The organism is Bradyrhizobium sp. (assembly GCF_019242285.1).
GTDB lineage: Bacteria > Pseudomonadota > Alphaproteobacteria > Rhizobiales > Xanthobacteraceae > Bradyrhizobium.
This window is the reverse complement of the sequence record NZ_JAFAVV010000177.1, coordinates 1-3,114: the sequence shown is the minus strand read 5'-3', so window position 1 is coordinate 3,114 and position 3,114 is coordinate 1. Positions and strand designations below refer to the sequence as shown.

Here is a 3,114-nt window from a genome sequence, read left to right as displayed (position 1 = left end):
GGTCGGCACCGCGCGGAAGGCGTTCGAGGACGGCAACCTGGACCAGGTGCGCGATCTCTATGGAAAGGTCACCTCGGCGGACACCAAGCGGCAGATCCGGGAGTTGATGCCGCTGACCGATGCCAAGGTGCAAAAGGCGGTGCAGGGCGACCCGGCGCTTGGCGCCATCCTGCTGAGCGCCGCCGATCCGGAGGCATTGAAGAAGCTCGACTTAAAAAAGGCATTCGGGCGCAAGAAGGACGACGTGGTCGCGGCGGCGCTGGTCGCGATCGGCGGCAAGAAGTCGGCCGGCGACGAGGCGCCGGTCGACCGGGACACGCAGCGCGACACTGACCTGTTCAACCTGCTGGCCCGGCAGATCAGCAAGGAGACGTGGAACGATTCCGGCAAGGGGATCGGCGAGACCAAGCGGGGGTTGGGGCCGCGCGTCTGCGCCGGGCTCTGGGCGACGGGAGGGTATGACGAGATCTGCGCCCTGATCGAACGCGGCGTGGACACGACCGTCGCCGCTCAGTCCAAAACGGCCGGCGGAATCGGGGTGTACAGCGATTTCGTGCAGCCATTGCAGCACCTGATCCAGGGCGAACTGCGCGACACCGGCAAGCTTGGCACTGCCGAGGCCCGAGGCTGGGACGAAGAGCGGCTGCAGAGGGTCAAAGGGGCGCAGAAAATCTTCACGACCCTCAAGGACCAGCGAAAAGCGGTGACGGTAACGTCCTGGAACGAGGTGACCAATTCGGAGCTGATCGGCGAGTTCAAGAAAAACCCAGGCACGATCTGGGGCTTCGAGGACATCCGCATGCCCTATGTGCAGGCGGCGCACGAGACGGATGCCGGCATCAAGCCGATCCGGATGATGGAGTTGTGGGAGGCGGCGGAGCCGGTTCTCTCCTCTTGGGCCTACGAAGCCTTGCTCAAGGATCCCGACAAAGAGATCAAGAAGGTGGTCGACGCGGCCCTCAAGACCGTGACGAAGGCCATGGACACGAAGGAAAAGTTTGCCGAGGTGAAGCGAGACAAGGACAAGTTCCTTGCCGAATTCGAGAAGGACGCCACGGCTTTCCTCAAAGAGCTGGTTGGGCAGGTGCCGAAGGGGACCTTCGGCCGTGAGGCCCAGGACACCAAGGGCAAGTCTCGGCCGTACGTGGAGGGGCGGACCGACGACCGTGCTCTGATCGGGGTTTCTGACATCTCGGGCATCCACAGCAACAAATTCATGACCAGCTTTGCCTGCAAGGCCGGGCTGTGGTGGGCCAAGCAGGAGAAAAAGCCGGTCTATTACTGCCTGGACGGGATCAAGATGGAGGACGTGACCGACTACAAGAAGGTTAAGAACAAGACGATCGAGACCTTCCTCGCCGATGGCGGCGCCATCCAGAGCAAAGAGCAGCCGCACCGCGAGGTGGTGACCATGAAAGAGATGCGCGAGGTCCTGCGGAACTGGGACGAGCTGAAGAATACGGTGAAGCTCGTCGAGAAAGGCGCGATCCTGAAGGGCGACGAGCTGGAGAAAAAGGTCGCGAAGTGGAAGAGCGACATGGAGGCGGGCAACAAGGACGCCGGGCGAACGCCGGCGCCCCCGCGCGTGCAGCTCACCAAGGAGCTGGCGGCCCTCGATCCCAAGCTGATGGAGCGACTGGACAAGAGCGCGCGCAAGAAGGGGGAAAAGGAGGCCGACATGGATGCGCGGGACATCGCGCGCAAGGCCGGCTACCTGGCGAAGATGGCCAACACCCGGCCAGAATACGCGCTGAAATACTTGATGGCCAAATGCCCCGTGCTGGTGGAATACGAGCTGATTCCGAACAAGCTGCCGGAGGCGGCGGCGAAGTTCGGCAAGCTGGCCGCGACCGATCCGCCACCGAAGAAGTCCGAGCTGGACAAGGCAGGGGCGGCGCTAGTGGCACAGATCAAGGAGTGCCCGCCGGTATTCAGGCAGCCGCTGGCGCAGGCGATGGTGAGCCATCCCCTGCTGGAGTACAACAAAAAGCTGAATAAGGTCGCCGGGAACGCGTAACCACGGCGGCCAGCCGTCGCTGCGGGCCGAGTTTCGACCTCGGCCTAATCGCCGCCGAGCCGCTCCGAGCCTGGCACGAGGCGGTGCGGAACGCGGTGGGCAGCGATATCGACCTGCTGATCGAGCTTCACCGCCGATGCACGCCATCGCCCTCGGCAGGAAGCTGGAGGCGTTCGAGCCGTATTGGCTGGAGGAGCCATGCCAGGTCGAGCACATCGAGGCGATCGCCGAGGTCCGCGCCGCGGTGAACATCCCGATCGTCACGGGCGAGAACGCCTTCACCAAGGCCGCCTTCCGGCCCATCCTGGAAGCCCGCGTCGCCGATATCCTGAACCCCGACGTCTCCAACTGCGGCGGTATCCTTGAGCTGAAGGAGATTGCGTCCATGGCCGAGCCGTTCATGGTGGCGGTCTCGCCCCACAACTACAACTCCACCACGCTGTCCCTCTCGGCGACAGTCCACGCCACCGCGGTGATGCCGAACTTCGTCATCACCGAATACTTCATCCCGTTCGTGGACGTCGGCGACCGCATCTGCCGCAACCAGCTCCGTCCGGTGGACGGGTTCATCCGCCTGCCGGACGGCCCCGGCCTGGGCACCGAAATGGACGAGGCGGCCATCCGCTCCGCGCCCGGCCGGCCGTTCCCGCCGCGCCCCTTGCCCTGGCCGGCCGACGAGGGACCTTGAGCGCGGCCGGCCTGCGGTCGCCGGTCTGCTGCGTCGACCCTTATGACGCAATAATAACGGCCCGGACTTGCGGGTTCCACCAATCCAGAGTTGCGCAACGATTCGGGTCGGCTTGACCTCTTATCGGCCTGACTGCGGTCAGTCCGACTGATTCTAAGCATCTCTGGCCAGCTTATTCATCCTGACTGATTCCAGTCAGGGCGATCGGAGGCTAATCGGCCGTGCCCGCGGCAATCCTCCGCACCGTCGCCGTCGTCGAGTGGCCCGACAGCAGTTCGGCCAGCCATACCCGGCCGCCCCAGCTCTGCATCAGCTCCGCGCCGACGACCCGGTCGAGCGTGTAGTCCGCCCCCTTGACCAGCAGATCCGGCCGCAGCGCCTCCAACGTCTCCTCCGGCGTGTCCTCCTC

2 protein-coding genes and 1 pseudogene are annotated in these 3,114 nt (G+C 64.5%); 2 read left to right on the top strand and 1 reads right to left on the bottom strand.

Translation table 11 applies throughout. The annotated features are described in order from the left end of the window. A partial coding sequence (locus tag JOY90_RS06665; RefSeq protein WP_291690357.1) for a hypothetical protein occupies positions 1-2,017 on the top strand: 2,017 nt, incomplete at its 5' end. A 136-nt stretch (positions 2,018-2,153) separates the two neighbouring features. After that, positions 2,154-2,705 carry an enolase C-terminal domain-like protein gene (locus JOY90_RS06660; RefSeq protein ID WP_291690356.1) on the top strand — a complete coding sequence of 184 codons (552 nt, stop codon included), beginning with the start codon at positions 2,154-2,156 and terminating at the stop codon, positions 2,703-2,705. A 211-nt stretch (positions 2,706-2,916) separates the two neighbouring features. Here JOY90_RS06660 and JOY90_RS06655 read toward each other — a convergent pair. Next, positions 2,917-3,114, bottom strand: a pseudogene (locus JOY90_RS06655) (bifunctional heptose 7-phosphate kinase/heptose 1-phosphate adenyltransferase); the annotation flags it as partial.